Source organism: Methylorubrum suomiense (assembly GCF_022179765.1).
Lineage (GTDB): Bacteria > Pseudomonadota > Alphaproteobacteria > Rhizobiales > Beijerinckiaceae > Methylobacterium > Methylobacterium suomiense.
Genome location: NZ_BPRE01000003.1, coordinates 252869 through 278197 on the forward strand (window position 1 = coordinate 252869; position 25329 = coordinate 278197).

Sequence of the window (25329 nt, forward strand, 5' to 3'; positions counted from 1 at the left end):
TTCATTGGCGACGATCCCCCTTAATTTACCAACTTACCTCGGACGAGGAGGCGAGCTAGTCAAATCCGATGCCGATGCCGAGGCGGCGCGCGGCGACCGCGCACTGACGAAGAAGTACGTGCCATGTCGGCGAAGCAATAAATGAGGCTCCCAACTGAGCACATAAGTTGACACATATTTATATCATGTAATGCAAGTTAATTGTTTATTGTTTCGAACAGAGAGGCTTGCTCTGTCGGCGATCTTGTTGGTATACTTTTGAAAGTGAGCCCCTTGATTGCGCCTATGTCGCGCACGGCACGAGTGACGTGATGAGTTGTGTTGATTTCTCGCCAAGTAGTACCATTACCGGGGCCTTCCCAGCCCTGCGCACATCGATAAATAAAATCGTCCGCTGACGAAAATTCTCGGCCAGCAAATTGGCCGCTATTAATTATTCGCATGCAAACTTGTCGCATTGCATCTTTTGCAGTACCTGTCGGTGATCCGCGTACTACAAGCCAGCTTGAAATTAAGGCATATCTATAGTGACGTATTGGAATACCGCCGCCATTTTTTTGAAATTTGATCTTTGAGCAGTCTGCTCCAAAATCTCCGAAGACAAGTCTGTCTGTCGAGCGCCCGTCGAGCTTGACCGCCTCTTGCCAAGCTAGCCATTCATTGCGAGGCACTACGAAAGAATTATTATCGCTCGCTGGATTCGTTGTAGGATAGTTGCTTCCCTGAAAAACTATGGATTGCCAGCGGCCAATTTCCTGTAGATCCTCCAGAACACTTTGTGCGATCTGGCCGACAATTTTTGGGGATGAAAAATCAGCCTCAGAGAAGTCCGATATTATAACGCATTCCTGCTCCGATATGCCCATAAGCGATAGGGATTTTGCGATATATGCTGCTGTATCGGCATCTACTTCATCAAATTTGATCCGTAGTACTGCCTTGATTGGCCCATCAGATAAAACTTTTCGAAAGCTTGCTGAGCGATTACTTAGCGCATCGCTTGGAGTAAGAACAGGAATCAGCTTTGCTCCAGCATGCTTCGCGACTTGAAATATGCGAGGAAGCCATTCCAGAGAAGTTTCTTCGCCAAATTCACTAAATAAGAATCTCGTATCGAGGAATGCATCACGGAGAGGCCAATGTTCAGCAATTTTTCGGCCTGTACCATAAATTATCTCCTCCTGAGTAAGCTGCCGTTGCTTCTCGGGGTCGATATCCTTGGGTGGCGGGACGATAAAGTGTGGTATGATTTTGTCTATAATGTCAGGCGCTAGGCGCTGTATCCCTCTTATCTCGCCTGCTTTGGCGCGGAGTGCAGGTACATATAAAAGATTTTTTGAATTAGACACAGTCTACCTCACTTGTTTTGGATCAGCTGGTTTCTTACTGTGCCCTTTCCGAGCAGATCTGAAAAGATTGTATAATTGTTTCGTTCTTTTTGAATCCTCCCAAAGACTATTGCTGAATTTATGTTCATTTCTCGAGCAAATTTTTCAATCGGACCAGTAGATTTTGATATGCGCGCGGGAGATCTCTTCCATTTTTCTTCGGGTATCAGCAAATTTGATGCAAACTCGTTTGCTTCAAGTTCTACTTCTTCTAAGCTTGGGCGCTCCACATCATCAAAAAAGCCAACATTTAGTCCAGAACGGTAATGCAGCAGTGCATGCCCAACTTCATGGAGAAGTGTAAACCAAAAATTATCTATCGTATCCCTTCTTAGCGTTAAGCCGATAACTGGGATGCCATCCACAAGAAAAGCAGCTCCATCGACTCGCATACCTGGGATCTGCCGTTCGGCGACAAGGACAATACCTTTGGTGAGCAGCATTTCACGCGCTTGAATAGGTCCGTCAGGCAGGTTGCTGAGATGTACGAGATCAATTAGCCAAGTTGCGTCTCCCATACAGTACTTAACTGTTTTATCACTGATTATGCGAGAAGCAATTCTCGCTACGCGCGATTTCCAGGCAACTAACAGCAAATCATCGGTGCGTGACTCTGTATTTAAACCTGTGCGCAATAGGGTTGGGGTGCCAAATTTTAAGATATGGTCTGTTACGTCTCGATGAAGATATGTAAAGCTCTCCTCATCGCTCGAATTTTTTAGAGTGTCGTCTAGCCATTGGTGTTCTCTCGCGTGTTTAAGTATTTTTTTCACATCAACCGCCGAAATGCTTTCGGCAACATTCCATCCGCTTAAAATCCAGCTTGATAAGTCGAGTTGCCACTGTAAGCCTAATACTGCTGCAACGCGCTGAAAGTTTCCAAGACTTATCGAGCGATACCGATCGGCCTCGTAACGTTGGATTTGCTGTTCTTTGAGACCGAGTTTACGTGCGAGATCTTTTTGCGTCAGATCACGGGCTATTCTTGCAACAATTAGTGAGAGTCCAGGATCGCGTCCGGCGCGCTTCTGTAAGTCTTTATAATCACCTTGCTTTGCAGTCTCGTAGGCATTGATTAAAGAGACTAGGTCCTGTCTCTGCCTACTATAGGATTTGTATAATGCGTTGACAACTTGGGGAGGGAGGCCTGCTTTGATGGGCTCAAATGTTTTTTCTGAGGAGAGGAGCCGATCAAATTCGGCCACTGCCGTACGGGCTGCCCTAGCTTCGCGTTCGTTGAGTACCACGTCCATGTTGATCATAGTTTCAGGGTACACAACAAAATGGTTGTGTCAAGTTGGGGCTTGGCGTGGGTTCATCTGATAGCTCCAGCGCGAGCCGGTAGGATGGCGCTTTCCTTCGGTGGTCGCTTATCGGCCATCGGTGCGGCTCCCGCAGACCGACGTATACTTACACGTTTCTTGCCTTTGCAGCCGTGCTCGGCTTCGTCCTCGCCCCGCCAGCACAGGCCCAGACTTCGGATCAGGCGTAATTGATCATGATGAGAACGCAGCCATCACTCTCTAGCTCCTCGCAGAGTGCTTCGCCCAGCTCTATCCGAAAGTGACGACCCTGCGGCGGGCGGAGTAATGTGGATCTGCGGCTCGGCCGACATGAACAACCTGGAACGAGCTGTATCCCGGGAACGCGTCGCTTAGTGATTGATGCGGCGCGCTGGTTCCTCTGCCGGGTATCTGTGAGACCGTAACTCATTAAACCGCGGGCAAGCCGTAGATTACGGCCCCAGTTCGATCTCTGCCTCGATGGTGCGCGGCCGGCGTCAGCCCACCCCGAGGCGGCGGGCCACGTCGATGATCGCGGACATGCGATAGGGCTTCATCACCAGCACGCTCTCGGCCACCTGCCGCGGCTGCTCGTTGCTGTATCCGGTCACGTAGATCACCGGCAGGTCGGGCTGTAACGCGCGGGCGCGCTCGGCGAGATCCCAGCCGTCGAGCTGGCCCGGCAGGCGGATGTCGGTGAACAGGAGATCGACCCGGGGCCGGGCGCGCAGCAGGTCGTAGGCCTGTTCCGCGGTGCCGGCGCAGAGCACGTCGTAGCCCGCATCCTCGAACTCCATGGAGACGGCGCTGAGGAGCATCTCCTCGTCCTCAACGACCAGCACGGTCCGCTTGTCGGACATGTCTCACGCTCCCCCCGGCCGTGCGCGGCCCTGTCTTCCTGCGATGCTCCGCCGGGCGGAGCGGCCCCCGGACCATCGTCCCGGAAGCTGGTGCCGGCCTGTCTCGTTGATGCCCGAATCGGCTCCGCCGCTGATCGTTCGCCGATCCCCCGCTCCGGCAGGGCTCAACCCGCCACCGCGAAGCCCGGCGCGAAGCCGAGGCCCGGGGCTTCAGCCCTGTCGGGAGCGGGCGCGGGCCGGGGCTCGGCGGGAAAGCACAGGCGCACCGTCGTCCCCCGCTCGCTCCCCGGCACGATGGCGGCCGACCCGCCCGATTGCTGGGCGAAGCCGAACACCTGGGAAAGGCCCAGGCCCGTGCCCTGCCCCAGCGGCTTGGTGGTGAAGAACGGCTCGAAGGCCCGCGCCTCCACCTCCGGCGGCATGCCGGTGCCGGTATCCGAGACCTCGACGCAGACGCCCGTCTGGCCCTGCGCCAGTCCCCCCTCCGGCAGCGGGCGGGTGCGGATCGTGAGGGTGCCGCCCTCCGGCATCGCGTCGCGGGCGTTGACCGCGAGGTTGAGGATCGCGTTCTCGAGCTGGTTCGGATCGATGACGAGCGGGGCGAGGCCGGGCGCGAAATCGGTTTCCAGCCGGATCTTGGCACCGATCGATCCGCGCAGGAGCTCGGCGAAGGAGCCAATCCGGGCGTTCACGTCGGTCCTGACCGGCGAGAGCGGGTGCTTGCGGGCGAAGGCCAGCAGCTTGTGGGTGACGGCGGCCCCCCGCTCCGCGCCCTGCATGGCATCGCGCAGGGGCGCCAGCAGCGGACTGTCGGCGGGCAGGCTGCGCTCCACCCGGTCGAGATTGATCAGCACCACGTTGAGGAGGTTGTTGAAGTCGTGGGCGACGCCGCCGGTGAGCTGGCCCACCGCCTCCATCTTCTGCGACTGGCGCAGCAATGCCTCGGTGCGCTGGCGCTCGGCATTGGCCTCCTTCAGCGCCGCGAGCGCGTGATCGCGCTCCGCGATGCGGGCCAGCAGCTCCTCGTTGGCGCTTCGCAGCTGCGTCGGTGAAGGCAGGCTGAGCGCCCGCGGCATCAGATACCACAATGCCACTGCCGTGCCGATGGAAGCTGCGGCGGTGAGGATCTTGACCATCGCCTCCAGCCCGTAATCGGGCACGTAGAGGGTCCAGATCGCCATCAGATGCGTGGCGCCGCAGGCGGTGATGAACACCGCGAACGACCAGAACACCCAGCCGAACACCACGTCCCGGCGGCGGGAGACGAAGGTCGCGAGCGCAACGGGAATCGAGAAATAGGCGAGCGCGATCACCGTGTCGGAGATGATGTGCGTCCAGATCAGCTCCGGTCGCCACAGTAGGCAGATGCCGTGCGGTGAGAGATTCTCGACCTCCCAGAGGCGCCGCAGACTGTCGAGCATCGACCCCTTCCCCGATAGGAACCGCGCCGGTCATTGGTGCCGCGCTCCGGCACGGTTGGCAATCCCGACCGATTCCACCCCTTCGGCGGAGGGCTTGACGCGTCCGTCCCGGCATTTTTGCGGCTTTGGTGGCCGCCACGATGCCTTTGACGGCGTTTCGGGACCATTTCCACCCCGTGGCGGCCCTGTCGCGGCGGGAAACGGCCTCTGGCGTCGATTAAGCCTTGCTTAACCATGCCGGCCCCAAACCGGACTGCGAATCGAGGGACAGCGCGGTGTCGGCGCATCGGGCGATCACGCGAGAGACACGATCCGGAGGGGGCGCCCTCCCGGCGACGCCTGTCGGCACGCCGCTTCGGCGGCTCGGCCTCGGCCCCCTGCTGGCGGCGACCGCCCGGCATCATCCCGATCGCATCGCGGTGGTCGACCCCGCCGACAAGCCGGCTTGGAGCGACCGCCCGGCCATCACTTGGACCTACGCCGCCGCCGCCGAGATCGTCGAGCGCCTCGCTCGGGGCCTGCGCGGCTGGCGCCTGCCCCCGGGCAGCCGGATCGGCCTGTGCCTGCCGGGCTCGGCCGAGAGCGTGCTGGCGATCCTCGCGGTCGAGGCGGCGGGCCACGTCGCCGTGCTGCTGCCCGTCTCCTGGGACGAGGAGCGCCTGCTCGCTGCCGCCCAGGGCGTCGGCTTGAGCGCGGTGCTGACCCAGGCCCGCCTGGGCGAAGCTGCCCCGGCCGAGCGGCTCTGCGCGGTCGCGGCCCGCTATTTCGGCCTGCGCTACCTTGCCGCCTTCGGCCCCGATGTGCCCGACGGGGTGATCAATCTCGACCGCTTCGTGCTCGATGGGCCGGCCGGACCGGCCCCGGACCGCCCGCCCGCCCCGGCGGGATTCGTCAGCTTCGCGGGCGGCGATCCCGACCGGCCGATCTTCCGCAGCGCCGAGGCCTTGGTCGCGGCGGCGGCGGCCCATCTCGTCGTCGCACGGGTCGCGCCGGGCGAGCGCATCCTCAGCCTGATCGCCCCGCACGACCTGCGCGGACTCGCCACCGGGCTCGCCGCCGCCATCGTGGCCGGGGCCACGCTCGAGGTCCTGCCGGTGTTCGACGGTGCCGCCTTCGCCACGGCCTTGCGCCGGCCCGGCCCGACGCATCTTGTCGCTCCGGCCTTCCTGGAAGACAATCTCGCCGGCCGCGACCTGCCGCCGAATCTGCGCTCGGCCACCTTCGTCCACCGGGCGCCGACGCGCTTGCCCGCGCGCAATCGGGCGCCGGGCGGGGTCCAGGCCCTGCGCCTCGACGCCGTGATCGATACGGTCGTGTTCGACGAGACGGCGCTGCTGTCCGGCCGCCGCGGCGGCCCCGGCGACGTCGCCGCCATCCTCGGCCGGCCCGACCGGCTCAGCCTCCCCGCCGGCCTTCTGGAGATTCGCCACGACGCGGGCGGGCGAATCACCTTCCGCGGTCAGGCCTCCACCGTCACGGCACTGCAGCGGGGATCCCTCCGCACTGCAAACCCCATGGATTGGCGCGAGACCCCCTACGCCGCGAATTTGTTCGCGGGACTGGCCACGGGGCTCGACGTGGCGGCTCTTCGAGCGGAGGCCGATGCTCTGGAAACAACTTTTTTTGCACCCGCGTGACGACCGCAGGCTGAGACTACGAACAGGGCGGCGGGAGCCTGCGTAATCCCAGCGAAAGATATGAATTATCAATCATTTATATGAGCGTATCGACGATGCTTTAACGCTGTCGTCAGATGGTGCGGCGCCGTTCATCACGCCTTCAACGCATCGGTTTCATGGTTCTCCCGTCTGCATGGCCGGCGAACCAATCGTGGCCATGTGGGTTATCCGGGGTGCCCCTTCACACGGGGTGCGACATGGGGTAACGCTTCATCTTATGGGTGCGCTGCAACAAGTGCTCGTCGTCGACGATGGCCATCGCGCCGTCGATCGTTCTCTCTCGGCCGACCTTGCGGGGCTCGGTTACGCGAGCGTCACAGCCTCGATCGAGGCCGCCGACGACGTTCTCGCTGTGATCGCCCGCCCGGCCGCGATCCTGTTTCATCTCTCCCGACAGGCCAGCCCGGAGATCGCGGCGCTCGCCGCACGCCTGCGCGAGCAGATGCGGGCCGGCGGCATCCCGGTGATCGACATGGACGATGCGGGGCCCCGCCCCGGCGCGCCGGTCGATCTCAAGAGCCGGATCGGTCCCTACGTGCTTAACGAGGCGGAGTTGTAGGCGCGTCCCATTACGGGATGGTGACGGGGCGGGCCGGGAGGTCCGCCTTTTTTGTATCGTCAGACCCCTGTCACGAAGCCAGGCTGATCTCGCTTTCGCGGACGGCCCTCTCGGCCGAGCCGGAGCGCATCCGGTAGGACGGCTCGCCGGTCGTATCGTCGGGCATCAGGCGGACGATCTCGCCGACCTCGCCGAACCCGAACCGTTCGTCGGTCTGGTGCGTGCGGGTGCGGCGGACGCGTTGGCCGAGCTTGAATTTGTGCGCCATCGGTCTCTCCGGATTAGGTCGCTGGAACGGGATGTCCGTGGACCGAAGATCGGTCCACGGGAGGAGGGGCCGGTTCAGCGACGCAGCTTGATCTTCGCCTTGCGGGCGGCGTAGCGCGCGTCGCGCTCTTCCTTCTGTTTGGCCTGGGCGAGACGGGCGCGCTCGGCCGCGGCCTCGATCTCGGCGGCCTTGCGGGCGACTTCCGCCGCGCGCTCGGCGGCCACCGCCGCAGCCTGCCGCTCGGCTTCGAGCCGCCGTTGCGTCTCGCGCTCCTGGATCCGCTCCTCGCGGGCGGCGGCAATGGCGCGGCGCTCGGCCTGACGGGCCTGCACGACCGGGTCGTCCTGGGTCGGGCGGGCGCGGAAGCGGGCCAGCATCGCCTCGCGGGCGGAGGCCGCAGTCTGACGACGGTCGTCGAAGGAATTCTGTTTGGTGAAGCTCACGTAGCGTCCTTGATCGGCCGGGCTCCCGATGAGGGCCGCGGCGAAAACGGGTGGAGAATGCGAGAAGCCGCCCCGGGGTGGAGCGGCTTCGATATCAGGCGTCTGGGGCGCGGATCACGCGACCTGAAGCTGGCCCGCCGACTGCTTGCCGGAGCGGCGATCCGTCTCCATCACGTAGGAGACCTTCTGGCCTTCGGCGAGGCCGCGCAGACCGGCGCGCTCGACGGCGGAGATGTGGACGAAGACGTCCTTCGAGCCGTCCTCAGGCTGAATGAAGCCGAAGCCCTTCTGATCGTTGAACCACTTGACAGTGCCGGTATTCATGAACGTTCCTTGACTCCGCAGGATGCAGGCAGAGAACCCCATGCGCCGTGAGGCGCCGGGCTCATACAATCGATCGATGACGAAGGAAAAAGAGAACCGCCCTGCGGAGGCGTCACGGCCCAGAGAATCCGGCCTCGTATCGATAAAAAGGACCATGCGCCCCGAATGAAAATTTAGCAAGGCGCGATTTTTATTGGATGATTTTTGAGAGAAATCCGTTTCAGCGACACGGATAAGCCGTGAGGAAGCGGGCCGTATCGTCCGATACTATTTCCCACACCGTGCGCACCCGTGGCTCACGCCCGTCGGGGGCCGCGAGCGGACCTTCGAACGTGAGTCGGGGGAGGCCGATCGGCGGCGTCATGAGCCGGCCTTGCGTGTTGAGCCAGGGATGCGCAGCGAGGGCGGCGGCGAACGCTTCCGGCGCCGACGGAGAGAAGCCGAAATTCAGAAAGAACTTCGCCTTGGGCCCACCCACCGGGTGATTGATGTCCAGCAAGTATTTGACGAGCTTGTCTTCCGCGACCTGCCAGAGGCTTGGCCAGGGATGTGCACTCAAGCGGTGGCGCGCTCGATGAGGCGGAGGGAGGCGCCGTGCACGGTCGCCAGTGAGCCGAGCGGTTCGGCAAACTCGACCACGTAGGCCACGCCGTCCCGGTAGACGCTGAGCACGATGCCCTCGCTGCCTGCCGGCATCGTCGCCCCGTCATCGGTCGCAGCGTCGGCCGTCAACTGCACGCGGTCGAGATCGCGGAAGGTGTCGAGCGGCGCGGCTTGCCGGAAATGGTAGAACGCTTCGCGTGTCATGTGCGTCCCCTCCTGGCGACCACGCCCTCAACGTACATCGCGGCTGAACGCTGACAAGGCGCCCGCGCGCCTCGACGGACCCGTGGGAGCCCCCGTGCCTCGTCCGGAAGCCTGTTCGGCCAGCTCGTCCAACCCGAACCCCTCACCTTGAGGTGCCGCGAAGCGGGCTCGAAGGAGGAGAATTCAGCTAAAACAGCGTGAGGCGCCTCACGCCGCCTTCTTCTTCACCCGGCCCGCGATGGTCACGAGCCCGCGCATGATCTGCGTCGTCACCTTCAGACGTTCGGGGATGGTGTCGAGTTCGCGGATGAACACCACGCTCATATCGGGCCGGACCTTGGCGAAGGAGCCCTGCTCCACGACCATGGCGGCGAGACCCTGCGGGTTGGCGAAGGATTTGCCGCGGAAATGGACCACCACGCCCTTCGGGCCGGCCTCCACCTTCTCGACATTCGCGTCGCGGCACAGGATCTTGATGGTCACGATCTTGAGGAGCTGCTCCACCTCCGGCGGCAACGGGCCGAAGCGGTCGATCAGTTCGGCGCCGAAGCTCTCCATCTCGGCGTCGTTCTCGATGGTCGAGAGACGCCGGTAGAGGCCCAGCCGCACCGTCAGGTCCTCGACGTAATCCTCGGGGATGGTGACCGGCGCGCCGAGCGCGATGGTCGGCGACCATGCCTCTTCCTGCGGCTCCTCGATGCCGGCCTTGAGCGCCGTGACGGCGTCCTCCAGCATCTGCTGGTAGAGTTCGTAGCCGACCTCCTTGATATGGCCGGACTGGGCGTCGCCCAGAAGATTGCCGGCGCCGCGGATGTCGAGATCGTGGGACGCCAGCTGGAAGCCGGCACCGAGCGTATCGAGGCTCTGAAGCACCTTGAGGCGCTGCTCGGCCTGGGCGGTGAGCTGGCGGTTGGCCGGGGTCGTGAACAGGGCGTAGGCCCGCGCCTTGGAGCGGCCGACGCGCCCGCGCAGCTGATAGAGCGCGGCCAATCCGAACATGTCGGCCCGGTGGACGATCAGCGTGTTGGCGGTCGGGATGTCGAGGCCGGATTCGACGATGGTCGTCGAGAGCAGCACGTCGTACTTGCCCTCGTAGAAGGCGGTCATCACGTCCTCGAGCTGCCCGGCGGCCATCTGGCCGTGGGCGACCGCCACCGTGGTCTCGGGCATCTCGGTATCGAGGAAGCGCTTGACCTCCGCCAAGTCCTCGATGCGCGGCACGACGTAGAAGGACTGGCCGCCGCGATAGCGCTCGCGCAGCAGCGCTTCGCGGATCAGCAGCGGATCGAACGGCGTCACGAAGGTGCGCACCGCCAAGCGGTCCACCGGGGGCGTCGCGATGATCGAGAGTTCGCGGACCCCAGTCATGGCGAGCTGGAGCGTGCGCGGGATCGGCGTCGCCGAGAGCGTCAGAACGTGCACGTCCGCCTGGAGCGCCTTGAGCCGCTCCTTGTGGGCCACGCCGAAATGCTGCTCCTCGTCGACGATGATCAGGCCGAGATCCTTGAAGGCGACGTTCTTGGCGAGCAGCGCGTGGGTGCCGACCACGATGTCGATCTTGCCCTCGGCGAGTCCCGCCCGGTTCTGGCGCTGATCCCCCGCCGAGACGAAGCGCGAGAGTTGCGCGATGTTGATCGGCAGGCCTTTGAAGCGCTCGACAAACGTACGAAAATGCTGGCGGGCGAGCAGCGTGGTCGGCACCACCACCGCCACCTGCTTGCCGGAGATCGCGGCGGCGAAGGCCGCGCGGAGCGCCACCTCGGTCTTGCCGAAGCCGACATCGCCGCAGACGAGGCGGTCCATCGGGCGGCCGGCATTGAGGTCGTCCAGCACCGCGTCGATGGCGTTGGCCTGATCCTCGGTCTCCTGGAAGGCGAAGCGGGCGGCGAATTCCTCGTAGAGGCCCTCCGGCGCCCTGAGGCTCGGCGCGGGCTTCACGAAGCGGGCGGCGGCGACCTTGATGAGCTCGCCCGCCATCTCGAGGATGCGGCGCTTCATCTTGGCCTTGCGGGCCTGCCACGCCCCGCCGCCGAGGCGGTCGAGCGCGACCTCCGAATCCTCCGAGCCGTAGCGGGTCAGGAGTTCGATGTTCTCCACCGGCAGGAGCAGCAGGCCGCCGGTATATTGCAGCTCCAGGCAATCGTGCGGGGCGCCCGCCGCCGTCACGGTCTTGAGGCCGACGAAGCGGCCGATGCCGTGATCGGAATGGACCACGAGATCGCCGGGCTGCAGCGCCTGGACTTCGAGGATGATGTCCTGGGGCCGCTTCGCCTTGCGCTTCTGGCGCACCAGCCGGTCGCCGAGGATGTCGCCCTCGGCGATCACCGCGAGCCGGTCGATGACGAAGCCGGATTCCAGCCCCCAGACCGCCACCGCCACGTCGGTGCCACGCTTGAGCGCGTTGACCGCCGTCAGCGTGTTGATCTCGATCGGCTTCTTCAGGCCGTGGTCGGTCAGCACGCCGCAGAGCCGGTCGCGCGAGCCGTCGGACCAGGATCCCAGGATCACGTGATGCCCGGACGCCTGCAGCTCGCGGACATGCGCGACGACGGCGTCGAACACGCTCGTGGCCTCCTCCGCCCGCTCGGGCGCGAAGCTTCGTCCGGCTTTGGCGCCACAATCGATCACCGCGCGCGCGTCCGAGTCGGGCTGGGCGAAGGGGGTCAGGCGCATGACCGTGCCGGCCTCGACCTTGGCCTTCCACTCGTTCGGCGTGAGGTAGAGGGCGCGGGGCGGCAGCGGCTTGTAGGGGGCGACGCCCGCCTGCGGGGTCTTGAGGGCGGATTCCCGGGCCAGGAAATAGTCCTGGATCAGGGCGAGCCGCTCGGACGCCGCCTCCTCGACCTGCGCGTCGAACACCATCGGCACGTCGCCGAGATAGTCGAACAGCGTGTCGAGCCCGTCGTAGAAGAGCGGCATCCAGTGTTCGAGGCCGGCATAGCGGCGGCCCTCGCTCACGGTCTCGTAGAGCCGGTCGTCGCGGTTCGCCGCGCCGAAGCTCGTGAGATAGCCTTGCCGGAAGCGCCGGATCGTCTCGGTGGTAAGCTGCACCTCGCTCATCGGCACGAGGTCGAGGGAGCGCAAGGAGCCCACGGTCCGCTGCGTCTCGGGATCGAACGCGCGGATCGATTCGAGGGTATCCCCGAAGAAGTCGAGGCGGATCGGGTTCGGCAGGCCGGGCGGCGACAGGTCGAGAATGCCGCCGCGCACGGCGTATTCGCCGGTGTCGCGCACCGTCCCCGTGCGCAGAAACCCGTTGGCCTCGACCCAGGCCACGACCTTGTCCATCGGCACCACGTTGCCGATCGCCGCCGAGAAGGTCTCGACCGCGACCCGGGCCCGCGGCGGCACCCGCTGCACCAGGGCGTTGACGGTGGTGCAGAGGATGCGCGGCTTCTCCTCCGAGGAGCGCGAGCGGGTCAGCCGCGACAGAGCCGTCATCCGCTGGGCCGCAATGGCGCCGTTCGGGGAGACGCGGTCGTAGGGCTGGCAATCCCAGGCCGGGAAACTCATCGCCTCGATCTCGGGGGCGACGAATTTCAACGCGGTCTGGAACGCGTTGGACCGGCCGGAATCGCGGGCGACATGCACCAGCACCGCCGGGCCTTCGAAACTCCCCGAGAGCGCGCGGGCGAGATCGGCGACGACCAGCGCGTCGAACCCGTCGGGTACGGAGGCGAGCGTCGGGCTGTCGCCGCGTTTGATCGCGTCGAGCGCCTTGGTCAGCGGCGCCGATTTCGGCAGCGCGAAGCGGGCGGTCTGCGGCTTCGGCGCTGCGGCGGGGGGCTTGGGCTGGGGCTTGGCCATCGGGGGGAACAGTTCAGGAAGACGGATCGGGACAGGCGCCGGGGGGATCGCTCTCGACCCAAACCAGTCCCCTCGGCCCAAGGTCCCGCGCAGCGGCCTCGAAGAAGGTTTCCGGAACCCGCGCGATCCCTGGAGCCCTCCTTCGAGGCCCGCTCAAGCGGGCACCTCAGGATGAGGGTGATGGATGGGACGAAGACTCGGCTCTCGCCTCAGTTATGGATCGGCGCGTCGTGCTTATGAAACGCCCGGAGGCGGCGATAGACCGGCGTGTCGTAATTCTCCGGCGTCGCGTCCTCGCCGGTGAGCCAGCGGAACAGGTCGCGGTCCGGTACTTCGATCAGCGCCTCGAACTGCGTCAATTCCTCGTCCGACAGATCGCCGATCTCGGCATCGGCGAAACGGCCCATGATGAGATCCATCTCGCGGATGCCCCGGTGCCACGCCCGGAACAGGGTGCGGCGGCGGCGCGGGTCGAGGTCGGCGCTGGAGCGTGTGGTGCCGGACATGGAGAGGATTCCCTCCGAGATGGCTCTCGTGGTGATGACAGGCATGTAGAGGGCCGATCGCCGCCCGGCAAACGGTGCGTGCGCATGATGCCATCTGCGCAGATCCGATGAAACGCGGTATCGTGGCGCCCGCGGCCCGTTCCAGAAGCCTCGCTCCCACCCACGCCCTCATCCTGAGGTGCCGGCGCGACAGCGGCGGCCTCGAAGGAGGGCTCCAGGAATCGCTGAGCGAACCGGAGCCCTCCTTCGAGGCCGCTACGCGGCACCTCAGGATGAGGGGGTTGGATGGGAGGGCCGTTGCCGTCGTTCTCTCGCGCCCGAAAGGCCCATGAACTCGGAATCCGAACAGGCCCTCGCATTCGATCCGGGCCCCGCCCCGCCCCAGCGGGACGACGCCCCGTCTTTGCGCCCGAGCATCCTCGATCCGCTCTTCGCCCCCGCCCGCGGCCTGCCCGGCGTCGGCCCGAAGATCGCGCCGCTCATTGAGAAGCTGCTCGGCTCGGAGGAGCGCCCGGCCCGGGTCGCCGACCTCCTGTTCCACCTGCCCCAGAGCGGCGTCGCCCGGCCGCTCTGCGGCTCGATCCGCGACGCGCCGACCGGCGAGCCGGTGACGCTCGGCGTCACGGTGGTGGCGCATCGCCCGCCGGGTCTGGGCAAGCGCGCCTTCCGCGTGCTGGTCGAGGACGGGACCGGCGACATCAGCCTCGTCTTCTTCGGCATGCCGAAGGGGCGCATCGACAAGATGCTGCCCCTCGGGAGCCACCGCTACGTCTCCGGCCGGATCGACCTGTGGGACGGCACGCGGCAGATGGTGCATCCCTCCCGCATCCTCGATGAGGCGGGTCTGGCCAGCCTGCCCGCCGTCGAGCCGATCTACGGGGCGACCGAGGGTCTGACTTCGCGGTTGATCGGCAAGATCGTCCACGGCGCGCTGGAGCGGCTGCCGGTGCTGCCGGAATGGCAGGATCCGGCCTTCCTCGCCCGCAACCGCTTCCCGGCCTTCGCCGAGGCTCTCCGGATCGAGCACCGCCCGGAGGAGGCACCGCCGCCGCCGCGGGAGGGCGAGACCGTGCCGCCGAGCCCGTCCCGGCGGCGGCTGGCCTACGACGAACTGCTCGCCTCCCAGCTCGCCCTCGCCCTGCTGCGCGCCCGCCAGCGCCGCAAGCCCGGCCGGGTCAATGCCGGCGACGGGCATCTGAAGGCGCGGATCGAGGCCGCCCTGCCCTTCGCGCTGACCGGCGCGCAGGCGCGCGCCGTGGAAGAGATCCGCGGCGACATGGCCGCCGACCGGCGCATGCTGCGCCTGCTCCAGGGCGATGTCGGCTCGGGCAAGACCGCGGTCGCCCTGCTCGCCATGGCCTCCGCCGTCGAGGCCGGCCGGCAGGCCGCCCTGATGGCCCCGACCGAGATCCTGGCGCGGCAGCATTTCGAGCGTCTGGTGCCGCTCGCGGAGGGCTTGCGCCTGCGGCTGCTCACCGGGCGCGACCGGGCCTCCGAGCGCCGGGCGACGCTCGCGGACCTGGCGGCGGGTAACATCGACATCGTGGTCGGCACCCACGCCCTGTTCCAGGACGCGGTGGCCTTCCGCGATCTCGGCCTCGCGGTGGTCGACGAGCAGCATCGCTTCGGCGTCCACCAGCGCCTCGCCCTCGGGGCCAAGGGCGAGGCGGTCGACATCCTGGTGATGACGGCAACCCCGATCCCGCGCACCCTCGCCCTCACCTTCTTCGGCGACATGGACGTGTCGGTGCTCGACGAGAAGCCCGCCGGGCGCCAGCCGATCAAGACGATCACGATCCCGGTCGAGCGCATCGGCGACGTGGTGGAGGGGCTTCAGCGGGCGCTGCAATCGGGCGACCGGGTCTACTGGATCTGCCCGCTCGTGGCGGAATCCGAATTCGTCGACCTCGCGGCGGCCGAGGAGCGGTTCGAGGACCTGAAGAAGCATTTCGGCGAGGGCGTCGGCCTGATCCACGGCAAGATGCCGGGGCCGGAGAAGGACGCGGCGATGGAGGCCTTCGCGACGGGGCGCACCCGCGTGCTGGTCTCCACCACCGTGGTCGAGGTCGGCGTGGACGTGCCCGAGGCCACCATCATGGTGATCGAGCATGCGGAGCGCTTCGGTCTCGCCCAGCTCCACCAGCTGCGCGGCCGGGTCGGGCGCGGGTCGAAGGCCTCGTCCTGCCTGCTGCTCTATCGCGGGCCGCTGGGGCAGGTGTCCAAGGCCCGCCTGGAGATGATGCGGGCGAGCGAGGACGGTTTTCGGATCGCCGAGGAGGATCTGCGCCTGCGCGGCGAGGGCGAGGTTCTCGGCACCCGCCAATCCGGCATGGCGGCCTTCCGCCTCGCCCGGCTCGAGAGCGACGGCGCTCTATTGGAAGCGGCCCGCGACGATGCCCGGCTGATCGTCGAGCGGGATCCGCGCCTGCGGAGCGAGCGCGGCCAAGCCCTCCGGGTGCTGCTCTACCTGTTCGAGCGCGAGGCGGCGATCCGGTTGATCGGGGCCGGGTGAGTCGCTCGCAGGCGTTCAGGCTCGTTCAGGAAACCGTCCGGATCCGTTCAGTTTCGTTCAGAAAGGAGCGAAATCGAACGGCGCGTTCAGAAAAATGCGCGCCACCGGAGCGATCCGCAAAATGCCGCAAACTCAGCGAGTGAATTGGTATTTGCTAAGTGATTGCAAGTACTTATCCGGACGTCTCAATGCTCCGGCTAAGCTTGGCGGTGACCCGCAAATTGGAGGATACCTTGTATCTGCCCCAATTGCCCCTTAACTGGAGATGAACAAACGGCCTCGTAGACCGGGGTGCCACTGGAAAGAAGGAGGGTCGCCATGTCGATCGCACCGTTCCAACGCCTGCCGGGTTCCTCCGAGAATTGGGGAGCCGATACCCTCTCCGTCGAACCCTGGCTGATGCCGATCAGCGATCACGCGACGCGCGACGAGACGACGACGGACGCGCTCATCAGCGCGGTGAAGCAGTCCTCACGTCGGTTCTGGATCGCCGCCAACGCCCTCTGCGCCGTGCTGGCGCTGTTGCTCACGGCTCAGGTCGCGACCGACTGGAACAGCCCGGTCGCCCGTCCGGCCACCGGCCAGGTTGCCGACGCGTCGCCGCCGACCCTGGCCGTCGAGAAGGCCTCGCTGCAGCACTGACCGGCCGAACGAACGCTCGTTCGGATCTCTCGTCTGATCACCCGTCTTGGCGCGCCGGCTCCCGGCGCGCCTTTTCCATGTCCGGCCCCTGCGTCTGCCGCAGGGACGCCGCCATGGCGTTGAGCCGGGCCTGAGGATCCTCGGGCTGGATCACGCCCGCCGACATCACCAGCTTGGCCGCGTCGTCCACGCTGATGGCGACCTCCACGATCTCGGAGCGCGGCAGGTAGAAGAAGAACCCTGTAGTCGGATTCGGCGCGCAGGGCAGGAACACGCCGACATAATCGTGCGCGCCGCCCTCCTTCGCGTGGAGCGCGTCCCGCACCTCGGTCGCCGCCGGGGCGGAGAGGAACACCACCGACCACGTGCCCTTCACCGGGAACTCGACGAGGCCGACGGTGCGGAACGACGTGCCGTTGGCCGAGAACAGGGTCTCGAAGATCTGCCGCAGGCCCCGGTAGAGCCCGGAGATCACCGGCGTGCGGGCGAGCAGCACCTCGCCGAACTCCACCACCGAGCGCCCGACGAGGTTGGCGGTGAGGAAGCCCAGCAGCGTCACCGCGACGAAGGCGATAACGAGGCCGAGCCCGGGGATCGAGAACGGCAGGTAATGGTCCGGCAGGTAGCTGGCCGGCACCAGCGGCTTCACCCAGCCGTCGATGAGGGCGATGAACCACCACGTGATGTAGATCGTGATCGCGAGGGGGCCCGCGACGATGATGCCGGTGAGGAAGTAGGTCCGCAGGCGCCCGCGGGCGCTGACGCGCTTCTTGGAAGGAGCGCCGTCCGGGGCCTCGGGGATCGGCGACAGGGTGGGCGCCACGCATGCACCTCGGGCGACGGAGCCTGAGACCGACGGGCTTTCCCCGCCGCCTCGGGGCAGAGACGTAGCCGTTGGGATCGAACGGCTCAAGGCTGAAACGCCCCGGTCAAGGCGGCGCCCGCCCGGCGTAAATCATCGCGGGAGAGTTGATGGCGCGCGAGGCGACTTGATCGGGGCCGACCGGCGCATAACTCGGCCGTGGGCCCGAGAGGCCTGAGTAAACGGAGGAAATGCCATGCACGTCACCATCGAGCAGGCCGAGAAGGCGATCGCGGCCGCCCGCGCCAAGGCGGTGGAACTCGGTACGCAGATGTGCATCGCGGTCGTCGATTCCGGCGGCAACCTCAAGGCCTTCCACCGCATGGACGGCGCCTGGGTCGGCTCCATCGACATCGCGCAGAAGAAGGCCAAGACCGCCGTGTTCTTCGGCATGAAGACCGGTGCCATCGGCCAGCTGTCGCAGCCGGGCGGCTCGCTCTACGGCATCGAGCACTCGAATGAAGGCCTCATCACCTTCCCCGGCGGCATCCCGATCGTCGATTCCGACGGCGAGATGTCCGGGGCCATCGGCGTCAGCGGCTCCTCGGTGGAGAACGACGACGCCGTGGCCCTGGCCGGTGCGCAGGTGATCGGCGACACGGAACTGCCGGATCACCCCTGGCGGACGTGATCGCCGGAAAGGCGAGCGACGGCGCCTGTCCGGCGCCGTCGTGCGGGGACCTACTCGACCGTCACGGACTTCGCGAGGTTGCGCGGCTGGTCGACGTCTTTCCCCATGAAAACGGCGGTGTGATAGGCGATCAGCTGCACCGGCACCGCGTAGACGATCGGCGCCACCACCGGGTCCATGTCCGGCATGGTCAGCGTCGCCAGCGTGTCGAGGCCCGCCGCCGCCGCGCCGCGGGCATCGCCCACCAGGATGATCCGGCCGCCGCGGGCGGCGACCTCCTGCATGTTCGACACCGTCTTCTCGAAGATCGCGTCGTGGGGGGCGATGACGATCACCGGCACGCTCTCGTCGATCAGCGCGATGGGGCCGTGCTTGAGCTCGCCCGCCGCGTAACCTTCGGCGTGGATGTAGCTGATTTCCTTCAGCTTCAGCGCGCCCTCCAGCGCCATCGGGTAGCTGGTGCCGCGGCCGAGATAGAGCACGTCGCGGGCCTTGGCGATCTCGCGGGCGAGGGTCTCGACCTGCGGCTCCAGCGTGACCGATTCCGCCATCAGCCCCGGCACGGTGATCAGGGCATCGACGAGCGCGCGCTCGCGGGCGGCGTCGATGGTCCCCCGGGCGCGGCCCGCCGCGATGGCGAGGCAGAGCAGCACGGTGAGCTGGCAGGAGAAGGCTTTTGTGGACGCCACGCCGATCTCGGGGCCGGCAAGCGTCGGCATCACGGCGGAGGATTCCCGCGCGATGGTCGAGGTCGGCACGTTGACGACGCTGAGGGTGTGCTGGCCCTGGGCCTTGGCGTAGCGCAGCGAGGCCAGCGTGTCGGCGGTCTCGCCCGATTGCGAGATGACGAGCGTCAGCCCGCCCGCCTCCAGCGGCGGCTCGCGGTAGCGGGTCTCGGAGGCGACGTCGATCTCGACCGGCAGGCGCGCCAGGGTCTCGAACCAGTACTTGGCCACCAGCCCGGCATAGAAGGCGGTGCCGCAGGCGGTGATCGACAGGCGCGAGAGCTTGGCGAAGTCGAAGGGCAAGGCGCCGGGCAGCGCGATGCGGCCTCCCGCCATGTCGACGTAGTGGGCGAGCGTGCGCCCGACGACCTCCGGCTGCTCGTGGATCTCCTTCGCCATGAAGTGGCGGTGATTGCCCTTGTCGACGAGGAAGGCCTGCGTCGCGATGCGCTGGCGCGGGCGCTTCACGACCTGCCCTTCGATGTCGCGGATCTCGGCGCCGTCGCGGGTCAGGATCGCCCAGTCGCCCTCTTCGAGATAGGTGATCTCGTCGGTGAAGGGGGCGAGCGCCAGCGCGTCGGAGCCGAGATAGGTCTCGCCCCGCCCGAAGCCGATGGCGAGCGGCGCGCCGTGGCGGGCGCCGATGAGGAAATCCTCCTGCCCCGCGAACAGGAAGCCCAGCGCGAAGGCGCCGCGCAGGCGCGGCAGGGCCTCGGCGACGGCCTCCACCGGCCCGAGACCCTGCGCCATCAGGTGGTTGACGAGCTGCGCGACGACCTCGGTGTCGGTCTCGGTCTCGAAGCGCGCGCCCGTGGCTTCGAGCTCGCTCTTCAACTCGCGAAAATTCTCGATGATGCCGTTATGGACCACCGCCAGGCGCTCGGTGGCGTGCGGGTGGGCGTTGGTCTCGTTGGGGCGGCCATGCGTCGCCCAGCGGGTATGGCCGATGCCGATGGCCCCCGTGAGCGGTGCCTGGGACAGCTTGATCTGCAGGTTCGCGAGCTTGCCCTCGGCGCGGCGACGCTCCAGCCGGCCATGCTCCAGCGTGGCGACGCCGGCGGAATCGTAGCCGCGATACTCAAGCCGCCGCAGCGCCTCGATCATCGCGTCCGCGACCGCCTCGCGCCCGATGATGCCGACGATTCCGCACATGACCCGATCCTTACGCCGTCCGGCCGGAAATGCGCCCGACGTCCCGAAACGGGATGTCGCCCCATCCGCCTTGCCGCAGAGCAAAGGACGGGCCGGGGAACAGCGCGCGACCGGGCTTGTATCGGATCGCGGCGGCACAAGGCCAGCGCTTGCTTTCCGGTCGGCGGTCGTGTCCCGCCCTGGGGGCCTCGCGGCCCGGCCGTCCCTCGACGAGACGCCCCGGACGGTGCCGCGGGTCCCCTGTCCGTGGCGCGTTTCGGACCCGGCCCTACGGCGCCCCCGCCGGATCCGGGCGCTGACCCCGTGCGCTCAGCCCCGCTTCCCGTCCTTGGACGCCTTGGCCGCCTTCAATGTCTCGCGCAGGACGCGGGCCGCGCCCTCGCGGGTGGTCTGGCGGCCGCGGGCCAGGGCCAGGGCCTCGGCGGGCACGCTGCGGGTGATGACCGAACCGGCGCCGACCAGCGCGCCGTCGCCGATGGTGACGGGCGCGACCAGGGCGGAGTTCGAGCCGATGAAGGCGCCCGCGCCGATCACCGTCCGGTGCTTCGACACGCCGTCGTAATTGCAGGTGATGGTGCCGGCGCCGATATTGGCGCCCGCCCCCACCTCGGCATCGCCGAGATAGGTCAGGTGCGAGGCCTTGGCCCCCGCCCGCAGGGTCGCGTTCTTGACCTCGACGAAATTGCCGAGATGGACGCCCGCCTCCAGCACCGCGCCGCCGCGCAGGCGCACATGGGGGCCGATATCGGCGCCCTCCATCAACCGGGCGTCGTGCAGGTGCGAGAAGGCGCGGATGACGCAGCCGTCGCCGACGACGACGCCGGGGCCGAACACGCAATGCGGCTCCACCGTCACGTCGCGGCCGATCACCGTATCGGCACTCAGGAACACCGTCTCGGGGGCGACGAGCGTCGCGCCGCCGAGCTGGGCCGCGCGGCGCAGGCGGGCCTGGATCGTGGCCTCGGCCACGGAGAGCTGAACCCGGTCGTTGACGCCGAGCGCCTCGTCCTCGGACACGTTCACCACGGCGACGGAGAGCCCGTCGGCCACAGCCAGCGCGACGGCGTCGGTGAGGTAGTATTCGCGGTTGGCGTTGTCGTTGCCGATGCGCCCGAGCAGCGACAGCGCGTGCGTGCCCGACAGCGCCATCAGCCCGGCATTGGACAGGCGCACCGCCCGCTCGGCCTCGCTCGCATCCTTCTCCTCGCGGATCGCCACGACGCGGCCGTTCTCGGTCAGCACCCGCCCGTAGCCCGTCGGGTCGGCGGCCTCGAAGGCCAGCACCGCCACCGCCGCGCCCGCGCGCAGGGGCGCGCGCAGCCGGGCATAGGTCTCGGCCGTGATCAGCGGCGTGTCCCCGAAGGCCACCAGCACGTCCGCTCTCTCGCGGGCCCCCTCACCCTCCAGCGCGTCGCGGGCGGCGAGCACGGCATGGGCCGTGCCGAGGCGCTCGGCCTGGGGATGGGTGCTGGCGCCGGGCGCCATGCGGGCGACCTCGTCCGCCACGTCGGCGCGACCGGGCTCGACCACCACGGCGAGGCGGGCGGCGCCCGCCTCCTGCACGGCGGCGAGCACGTGGCCCAGCATCGAGCGGTTCGCCAGAGCGTGCAGCACCTTGGGCCGATCGGAGCGCATCCGCGTGCCCTTCCCGGCGGCGAGCACCACCGCGGTGAAGCCGCCCCCCGCCGTGCCGTGATCCGCGCTCATCCGATCGGTCCTCCGTCGCTGGCCTTGCTGGGGGCCTCATCGGCCGCCCCAAGACCGGGGCGGTGTAGCCGATCGTGGGCCGGGCGCGAAGGCCGGGGCCGGCCCGTCCGTCGCTGACATTTGCCTGACATCCGCCGTCAGGCTCGTGGGGGGCGCGCAGGCCTATCGAGGCGGTGTCGTTCCGACCCTTCAGGAGCTTTCGATGACCCGACTGTCCATGACCAGAACCCTCGGAGGCCTCTTCGCCGGCGGCCTGCTCGCCGCCGGCCTGCTGAGCGCGCCGGCGCGCGCCGATGACCGACCGGGGGCCGATTGGATGCCGATCGAGGGGGCGGTGCGCGCCCTCGAACAGGCCGGTTACGCCGATGTGCGCGGCCTCGAGGCCGATGACGGCGTCTGGGAGGGCAAGGCCGTGAAGGACGGCCGGAGCGTCAAGGTGAAGGTGGATCCGCATAGCGGAGCCGTCACCGAGAAAACCGCCAAAGCCGCGAAGACGTCGAAGGACTCGGACAAGCAAAAGCGCGACGCGGACGACGATAACGATTGAGGGGTCGAGCCGCCGACCGGGCGCAAGGCCGCCGCGCGGCCCGCGTAGTGGTCGGCGGCCGTTGGAGACGCTAGAAGCGGCCACCGATTCCCGATCCGGCCCTTTAGGCCGTGAAGGCGACCCCTTGCCCTTTCCGCCGCTACCCACTCCCCTCGCCCGGGCGCTCGACGCGCGCAGCTACGCCGAGCCGACCCCCGTCCAGCAGGCCGTGCTCGATGCCGAGAGCGGGCGCGACCTGCTCGTCTCGGCCCAGACCGGCTCGGGCAAGACCGTCGCCTTCGGTCTCGCCATCGCGGGCTCGCTGCTCGACGAGGCCGAGACCCTGCCCGCCCCCGGCGCGCCGCTGGCCCTCGCCATCGCGCCGACCCGCGAGCTCGCGCTCCAGGTCCAGCGCGAGCTGACCTGGCTCTATGCCGAGACCGGCGCGCGGGTGATCGCCAATGTCGGCGGCATGGATCCGCGCCGGGAATCCCGCGCGCTGGAGGCCGGCACCCACATCGTCGTCGGCACGCCGGGACGTCTGCGCGACCACCTGGAGCGCGGCCGGCTCGTCACCGAGAATCTCCGCGCCGTCGTCCTCGACGAGGCCGACGAGATGCTCGACATGGGCTTCCGCGAGGATCTCGAATTCATCCTGGCGGCGACCCCCGCGGCGCGGCGCACGCTGCTGTTCTCGGCCACGCTGCCGAAGGCGATCGTGGCCCTGGCCGAGCGTTACCAGCGCGACGCGGTGCGCCTCGCGGTCGCCGGCGAGACCCGGGGGCACGCCGACATCGCCTATCGCGCCGTGCGGGTGATGCCGCGGGAGGTCGAGCACGCCGTCGTCAACGTGCTGCGCTTCATCGATGCGCCGGTGTCGATCGTGTTCTGCAACACCCGCGACGGGGTGCGCCACCTCCAGGCCTCGCTGACCGAGCGCGGCTTCTCCGCCGTGGCGCTCTCGGGCGAGCTCGGCCAGGGCGAGCGCAACGCCGCCCTTCAGGCGCTGCGGGACGGCCGCGCCCGCGTCTGCGTCGCCACCGACGTGGCCGCCCGCGGCATCGACCTGCCGGGCCTCGACCTCGTCATCCATGCCGACCTTCCCCACGACGCCGAGGTGATGCAGCACCGCTCCGGCCGCACCGGTCGCGCCGGGCGAAAGGGCACGAGCGTGGTGCTGGTGCCCGCCGCCCGGCGGCGGCGCGCCGAGCAGATGTTCGCCATCGCCAAGGTCAACGTTGAGTGGAGCGGCCCGCCGACGGCGGACGAGATCCGCGAACTCGACCGCGAGCGGATGATGGCCGATCCGCTGCTCGCCGAAGGCGACACGGAAGAGGATCGCGACTGGGAGAAGGAATGGGCCGAGGCGCTGCTGGAGCGCTTCCCCCCGGAGCGCCTCGCGGCCTCGCTCGCACGGCTCTACCGCTCGCGTATCCCCGTGCCGGAGGACGTGACCGATCCGGGCTTCGAGCCGCCGCGGCGGTCCGATCCCCGCGTCGGCGCGCCGGTCGGCGCCCCGCGCGTGGGCGACGACGAGCCCGGCATCTGGTTCCGCCTCAATCTGGGACGCCGCGACCGGGCCGAGCCCCGCCGCCTATTGCCGATGCTGACCCGCCGCGGCGGCATCGGCCGCGGCGATATCGGCGCGATCCGCATCTTCGACCGGGAAACCACCTTCGAGATCCGCGGCAGCGCGGCGGATGCCTTCGCCGAATCCTTCGCCCGTCGCGGCTCGGCCGAACTGCGCGTCGAGCGGATGCAGGGCGAGGCCCCCGCCCCCGGCAAGGCGCCCAAGAGCCCCCGCGCCACCAAGCACCGCCGCGAGGTCGGCAAGGTGCAGCGCCGCTGACGCCTTCGAGGCGTCACGCGGCTCGATTGTCGGCAGGCCTTGGGCTTTTCTCGACAGCGGGCGGCCATCGTTCGCGTCGAGCCGCTGCGGCGGGTGCGTCCGCGACCGGCTCAGGCCGTCACGACGGACCGGGCGCCACGGCCCGGTCGCGGTGATCCGGAGTCACGGCGCGAACCGGCTTTCGGAAAAAGCCGATGCCGCGCATCGATCGAGATGCATCGGCCGAATCCGATCTCCGGCACGATGCGCCCTCCCGGTTGCCGCGCGTGGCGAGCGGGAGGAAGCGCTTCTCCCCGTAGGGGAAACGGTGCGCCGCGGCGCGGGTTATCCGGTGAAGGGCGCCGGAGCCTCTACTCCCCGTTCCCCTGGTCGCCGATCAGCCCGCCGACGGTGGCTTTCCAGCCGTCGCGGATCTGACGGCCGCCGGGGATCTTCACCCCGAGCAACTCCGGCTCGTCGTCCACCGCAGGGGCGGGCGCGGGCGCGGCGGCGGGCGCCGCCGGACTCGCCGCATCGGCCGACGTCACGCGGGTGCGGGCGGGGGCGACGGGCTTGCGGGAGGCTTCGGCCTTCGGCTCGGGCTTCGGGGTCGCCTTGGCACTGTCGGCCTTCGATGCCGGCAGGGAGACGAAGCGGGCCGGCTGCTCGGCCTTGGCCCGCACCGTCTCGCTGCGGGCGGGCGCCAGCGTCGCGGCGATCCGGGGCGGGGCGACGGGGGCCGCCGCGCGGGCGGGGGCAGCGAGCGCCTGCACGGGCTCGATCGGCAGGTTCGTGCGCCCGGAGGCCGCGCTGCTGCGGGCAGGCTCGGCCAGCGGCTGCGACATCTCGGATTTGGCGATCTCGGGCTTGGCAGTCTCGGCCTTGGCGATCGCGGCTCCGGCCGGCTCGCCTCTCGACGGTTGGGGGGTGGCGGACGGGATCGGCTCGGCCTTCGCCACGATGCGCGCCGGCATCGGCGCGGCGGGGGCCGCGTTCGCGCGGGCGGCCGGCGGCTCGGCGGGCGGCAGGGAGAGGCGGGTCGGCTCGGTGCCCGGACCCTCGGCCAGCGCGGGTACGCCGTCCTTCAGGTCGGGCCATTGCGAGGCCACCGGCGCGACCTGGGCGGGGCGGGCCCGCGGGTCGGCGAGGCCGGAGAAGAACGAGAACGCCCCGGCGGTGAAGCCGGCGAGCGCGGTGCCGCCGAGCAGGATGCCGGCGGCGAGGAACAGGCGTGACCGCGCCCGCCCGGAGCGCAGCGGCACCGGGTTCGGACGAGTCTCGGATGGGTGGATCGCCACCGACATGCGGCTGGCCTCTTGCACGTTGTAACCCTGCAACAACTTCGCCTCGACAATGCGGCGGCAAGATGTCCTGTGGTGCCGATCCAGTGTTCGCGCCG

Annotated in this window: 22 protein-coding genes; 7 read left to right on the plus strand and 15 right to left on the minus strand. The window is 67.7% G+C overall.

Going from position 1 to position 25329, the window contains the following annotated elements; translation table 11 throughout:
* Positions 1–197: 197 nt before the first annotated feature.
* The 4 genes from MFF26_RS06625 to MFF26_RS06640 all read right to left on the minus strand — a co-directional run bounded on the left by MFF26_RS06625 (position 198) and on the right by MFF26_RS06640 (position 4952).
* On the minus strand, positions 198–1349 hold the full coding sequence (locus MFF26_RS06625) for a beta family protein (protein ID WP_238307771.1): 1152 nt from the start codon (positions 1347–1349) through the stop codon (positions 198–200).
* A gap of 8 nt (positions 1350–1357) precedes the next feature.
* A complete protein-coding gene (locus tag MFF26_RS06630) occupies positions 1358–2641 on the minus strand; it encodes an XRE family transcriptional regulator (protein ID WP_238307772.1) in 1284 nt (427 codons plus the stop codon).
* Positions 2642–3168: 527 nt separating this feature from the next.
* Entirely contained in the window at positions 3169–3531 is a 363-nt protein-coding gene (locus tag MFF26_RS06635) for a response regulator (RefSeq protein ID WP_137831594.1), read from the minus strand.
* A gap of 164 nt (positions 3532–3695) precedes the next feature.
* The gene (locus MFF26_RS06640; RefSeq protein WP_137831595.1) at positions 3696–4952 is read right to left on the minus strand and encodes a sensor histidine kinase; all 1257 of its coding nucleotides are present in this window, start codon (positions 4950–4952) and stop codon (positions 3696–3698) included.
* A gap of 275 nt (positions 4953–5227) precedes the next feature.
* Between MFF26_RS06640 and MFF26_RS06645 the strand changes: the two genes are divergently transcribed.
* Entirely contained in the window at positions 5228–6589 is a 1362-nt protein-coding gene (locus tag MFF26_RS06645; RefSeq protein ID WP_137831596.1) for an AMP-binding protein, read from the plus strand.
* A 259-nt stretch (positions 6590–6848) separates the two neighbouring features.
* On the plus strand, positions 6849–7190 hold the full coding sequence (locus tag MFF26_RS06650; RefSeq protein WP_137831597.1) for a hypothetical protein: 342 nt from the start codon (positions 6849–6851) through the stop codon (positions 7188–7190).
* A 70-nt stretch (positions 7191–7260) separates the two neighbouring features.
* Here the strand turns inward: MFF26_RS06650 and MFF26_RS06655 are convergent, their stop codons facing one another.
* The 7 genes from MFF26_RS06655 to MFF26_RS06685 form a co-directional block, all read right to left on the minus strand.
* Positions 7261–7458: a hypothetical protein gene (locus MFF26_RS06655; protein ID WP_137831598.1), complete on the minus strand. Its 198-nt coding sequence runs from the start codon at positions 7456–7458 to the stop codon at positions 7261–7263.
* Between the two features lie 74 nt (positions 7459–7532).
* Positions 7533–7901 (minus strand): DUF6481 family protein, encoded by a 369-nt coding sequence (locus tag MFF26_RS06660; protein WP_137831599.1) that lies wholly within the window; start codon positions 7899–7901, stop codon positions 7533–7535.
* Positions 7902–8015: 114 nt separating this feature from the next.
* Positions 8016–8225 (minus strand): cold-shock protein, encoded by a 210-nt coding sequence (locus tag MFF26_RS06665; protein ID WP_137831600.1) that lies wholly within the window; start codon positions 8223–8225, stop codon positions 8016–8018.
* A gap of 220 nt (positions 8226–8445) precedes the next feature.
* Positions 8446–8784, minus strand: coding sequence for a DUF6883 domain-containing protein (locus MFF26_RS06670; protein ID WP_238307773.1), 339 nt, complete (start codon positions 8782–8784; stop codon positions 8446–8448).
* Complete coding sequence (locus MFF26_RS06675; protein WP_137831602.1) at positions 8781–9032, minus strand: DUF4926 domain-containing protein; 252 nt, start codon at positions 9030–9032, stop codon at positions 8781–8783. The genes MFF26_RS06670 and MFF26_RS06675 overlap by 4 nt, the downstream gene beginning before the upstream one ends.
* 207 nt (positions 9033–9239) lie before the next feature.
* A complete protein-coding gene (mfd, locus tag MFF26_RS06680; RefSeq protein ID WP_238307774.1) occupies positions 9240–12839 on the minus strand; it encodes a transcription-repair coupling factor in 3600 nt (1199 codons plus the stop codon).
* Positions 12840–13048: 209 nt separating this feature from the next.
* Positions 13049–13345 carry an FAD assembly factor SdhE gene (locus tag MFF26_RS06685; RefSeq protein ID WP_137831714.1) on the minus strand — a complete coding sequence of 99 codons (297 nt, stop codon included), beginning with the start codon at positions 13343–13345 and terminating at the stop codon, positions 13049–13051.
* Positions 13346–13673: 328 nt separating this feature from the next.
* Here MFF26_RS06685 and recG point away from each other — a divergent pair, with 328 nt between their 5' ends.
* Entirely contained in the window at positions 13674–15857 is a 2184-nt protein-coding gene (recG, locus tag MFF26_RS06690) for an ATP-dependent DNA helicase RecG (RefSeq protein WP_137831715.1), read from the plus strand.
* A gap of 318 nt (positions 15858–16175) precedes the next feature.
* Entirely contained in the window at positions 16176–16499 is a 324-nt protein-coding gene (locus tag MFF26_RS06695) for a hypothetical protein (RefSeq protein ID WP_137831716.1), read from the plus strand.
* Positions 16500–16536: 37 nt separating this feature from the next.
* On the opposite strand, the gene MFF26_RS06700 is transcribed toward MFF26_RS06695, so the two are convergent.
* Positions 16537–17322, minus strand: coding sequence for a DUF502 domain-containing protein (locus MFF26_RS06700; RefSeq protein ID WP_171015615.1), 786 nt, complete (start codon positions 17320–17322; stop codon positions 16537–16539).
* A gap of 235 nt (positions 17323–17557) precedes the next feature.
* Here MFF26_RS06700 and MFF26_RS06705 point away from each other — a divergent pair, with 235 nt between their 5' ends.
* Complete coding sequence (locus MFF26_RS06705) at positions 17558–17992, plus strand: GlcG/HbpS family heme-binding protein (RefSeq protein WP_238307775.1); 435 nt, start codon at positions 17558–17560, stop codon at positions 17990–17992.
* Between the two features lie 50 nt (positions 17993–18042).
* Here MFF26_RS06705 and glmS read toward each other — a convergent pair whose 3' ends face one another.
* A complete protein-coding gene (glmS, locus tag MFF26_RS06710) occupies positions 18043–19869 on the minus strand; it encodes a glutamine--fructose-6-phosphate transaminase (isomerizing) (RefSeq protein WP_137831718.1) in 1827 nt (608 codons plus the stop codon).
* 309 nt (positions 19870–20178) lie between these two features.
* Positions 20179–21576, minus strand: coding sequence for a bifunctional UDP-N-acetylglucosamine diphosphorylase/glucosamine-1-phosphate N-acetyltransferase GlmU (glmU, locus tag MFF26_RS06715; protein WP_137831719.1), 1398 nt, complete (start codon positions 21574–21576; stop codon positions 20179–20181).
* Positions 21577–21778: 202 nt separating this feature from the next.
* Here glmU and MFF26_RS06720 point away from each other — a divergent pair, with 202 nt between their 5' ends.
* Complete coding sequence (locus tag MFF26_RS06720; RefSeq protein WP_137831720.1) at positions 21779–22123, plus strand: PepSY domain-containing protein; 345 nt, start codon at positions 21779–21781, stop codon at positions 22121–22123.
* Positions 22124–22247: 124 nt separating this feature from the next.
* Positions 22248–23951, plus strand: coding sequence for a DEAD/DEAH box helicase (locus tag MFF26_RS06725; protein ID WP_238307776.1), 1704 nt, complete (start codon positions 22248–22250; stop codon positions 23949–23951).
* 350 nt (positions 23952–24301) lie between these two features.
* Here MFF26_RS06725 and MFF26_RS06730 read toward each other — a convergent pair whose 3' ends face one another.
* Positions 24302–25267 carry a hypothetical protein gene (locus MFF26_RS06730; RefSeq protein WP_238307777.1) on the minus strand — a complete coding sequence of 322 codons (966 nt, stop codon included), beginning with the start codon at positions 25265–25267 and terminating at the stop codon, positions 24302–24304.
* Positions 25268–25329 lie beyond the last annotated feature (62 nt).